Origin of the sequence: Paramuribaculum intestinale, assembly GCF_003024925.1 — a bacterium.
In the GTDB taxonomy this organism is placed as follows: domain Bacteria; phylum Bacteroidota; class Bacteroidia; order Bacteroidales; family Muribaculaceae; genus Paramuribaculum; species Paramuribaculum intestinale.
On sequence record NZ_PUED01000250.1, the window covers coordinates 1 to 2,719 of the forward strand.

Annotated in this window: 2 protein-coding genes; one reads left to right on the top strand and one right to left on the bottom strand. The window is 43.5% G+C overall.

Annotated elements, in window-relative coordinates:
- Positions 1-1,113: TonB-dependent receptor plug domain-containing protein (locus tag C5O24_RS12290; RefSeq protein WP_369333077.1), on the bottom strand; the 1,113-nt coding region annotated here is incomplete at its 3' end.
- Positions 1,114-1,265: 152 nt separating this feature from the next.
- On the opposite strand from C5O24_RS12290, the gene C5O24_RS12295 reads away from it, so the two are divergent.
- Entirely contained in the window at positions 1,266-2,684 is a 1,419-nt protein-coding gene (locus tag C5O24_RS12295) for a sensor histidine kinase (protein WP_107681912.1), read from the top strand.
- Positions 2,685-2,719: the final 35 nt, after the last annotated feature.

Consider the following 2,719-nt stretch of genomic DNA (forward strand, 5'->3'; position numbering starts at 1 on the left):
CACATCTTCGTTGAGAATATCATCGAAATCAGGATTGTCGGACATTGCGTAGTGTTGTGAACTGTGATCTTTTGAGTGTTGATATTCCGCGCCATAGTTCAGTTGCCACTGTCCAAGCTGATGCTGTTGGTCGACATACACATGCCAGCGGTCTATCGCCTGACGATTTTCAGAGCCAAGCAGATAATCGGCATCCTTAAATAATGACTGTGAGCGGTTCTCGGAATAGTGGGTATAATCGCCACCGACTGTCATACCAAATGGCGCTGCATAACGCAAGGCTATGTTATGATAGCCGACAGGGGACAGCATATTGTAGGCATTTGTATAGTTTCCGAGAGTGCCAGAAGAAAGGCTCCAACTCTTTGAATCGGAGATTATCTGACCGTTGTAAGTGAGTTTAAGCGTTTTCCATGAAGCGGAAGCAAATATGGTATTGTTCCAGTTCTGACCGATTCTGCGCATATCATCCTCAATCATAGTCCGTTTACCATCATAAAGATGATTCGACCATGTTTCCTCGCGGCTCCACGATTTACTACGTGTCAGTCCATAGTTTAGGTCGAAAGTCCAGTCTTTTATAGCGTATGTGGCTGCAAGTACACCGCCATACGAACCATAGTGGGCTTGATTATATCCGGCTCTGACCTGTCCCTGCAAGCCGTCGAGAGGCGTCGGAGTTTTCAGAACCACATTGATTACGGCACCATTAACATGATACTTAGCCGGGGCGGAATACATAATCTCCACGTTTTTCAGCCTGTCAACCGGAGTGTTGTAGAGAAGTTGATAAAGATTCTGGAGCGGCATATTGGTAAGCTCGCCATTGAGAATAATAGTGACATTTGAAGCTCCCGTGAGCCATATCATACCGTTGTTGTTTGTGACGCCGGGCATATAACCGAGAGCCTCAAGGATATTGGTCACAGGCTTGTCCTTGACTATTCCGGGGAGGTCGACTACCATAATTCCGTCCTTACCTTTGACTTGTGGTTTCTCTCCCTTTACAACAACCTCATCGAGCTGTCTGGTAGAAATTGTATCAGTTGCTTCCGTCTGAGCCACAGCCGATATGAACGTAATGAATGAAGCGAATAATATACCTTTCCTCATAGCTGTTTCGTTTTTGTTTGATGCAAAATTACAGGCATATGGTCTTTGGCAGATAATTCTCAACCTTATTTAGTCTTAAATGCTCCCTTATTTAGTCTTAAATTGAAGTGTTACTAAACAATTGTGTGACGGATTATTAGTAACTTCGCATTATGAAACGCTTTAAGACTATCTCGACTACGTTTATTGTTGTCATTGCAGTTATTTTCAGCTGCAATGTCTATTATCTCGTAAGCCTGTATAATTCTATAAGAAGTAATGTCGAACGCGATGTAATGACTGCTTTGGCCGATGCAGATATTGACGACCTAATGTTTCGGGCAGGGAGGGCGCAGGCATTGGCATCAAATGTACAAATGCAGGAAGAAGTTGAAGAGAAACAGGCTCCAAGAAAAGCGGAGGCAACAACATATAGAGATGAAAACGGTCAACTCATATCAGTCCGGACTGAAGCTGACGGAACTGTTATTGAAGAGCGCGCGATGTTATCTGAAAACGCGTCCTATTCCAATCAGATGGTTGATGCTATGAGCCGGCAATTTCACGCTATAATGGATAGATACATCCCTTACGATATGGAGGTTATGGATAGCGTCTTATATAATCAACTTTCCAATAGGTTCATATATCCGGATTTCCTATGTGTGGAAGTTGTTAACAGTAACGATTCCGTGATTTGCGGCAATCCCAAATTCAACGGAGAATCAGGATTGGATTCATTCAGCTTCAATATCAATCCTGACGAGGGAATATATTACAAGGCATATATGACACCACTGACCCGCCATATACTTTCGCAGATGTTTGGAATCATTATTACGGTATTTCTTCTGATGGTTGCATTCTCTCTGGCGTTTTGGTATCTCTTCCGCACAGTCTCACGGTTGCGCACCATAGAGGAGATGAAAGATGATTTTGTCAGCAATATGACCCATGAGTTGAAAACGCCTATTGCCATAGCATATTCCGCCAATGATGCTCTGCTCAATTACGACACATCCAATGACCCCGACAAAAAGACAAAGTATCTGACGATTGCAAACAAACAACTGAAAAGACTTGGCGAACTTGTTGAAAATATCCTTGCAATGAGTATGGAACGCCGAAAGGCTATGAAACTCAGACCGGAAGATATACCGCTGCGTGAGTTTGTAGAAGAAATCGCCGCCGCCCAGCGTATGAGAGGCGATAAGGATATAACCATCAATGTGAACGTGGCTGACAATATCGTCGTAGAAGCTGATAAGACGCATTTGGCAAATGTGCTGAACAACCTGATTGACAATGCAATCAAATACTCCGACGAGAGTGTTGAGATAACAATAACCGGCGACAACCATGACCTTTCGGTTAGAGATAACGGCATCGGCATTCCGTCAAAATCCATTCCCTATCTGTTCAATAAGTTCTACCGTGTGCCGCATGGCAACCGTCAGGATGTCCGCGGGTATGGCATAGGACTATATTATGTAAAGTGTATTCTCGACAAAATGGGCTGGGACATAAAGGTTAATAGTGTGGAAGGAAAAGGCTCGATATTCACCATTAAATTCAGCAAAGATGAGCAATAAGATACTGTTTGTAGAAGATGAGGAAGACTTGACGC

Coding starts and splice junctions, on each gene's coding strand:
- C5O24_RS12295 (WP_107681912.1), top strand. CDS start 1,266: ATGAAACGCTTTAAGACTATCTCGACTACGTTTATTGTTGTCATTGCA.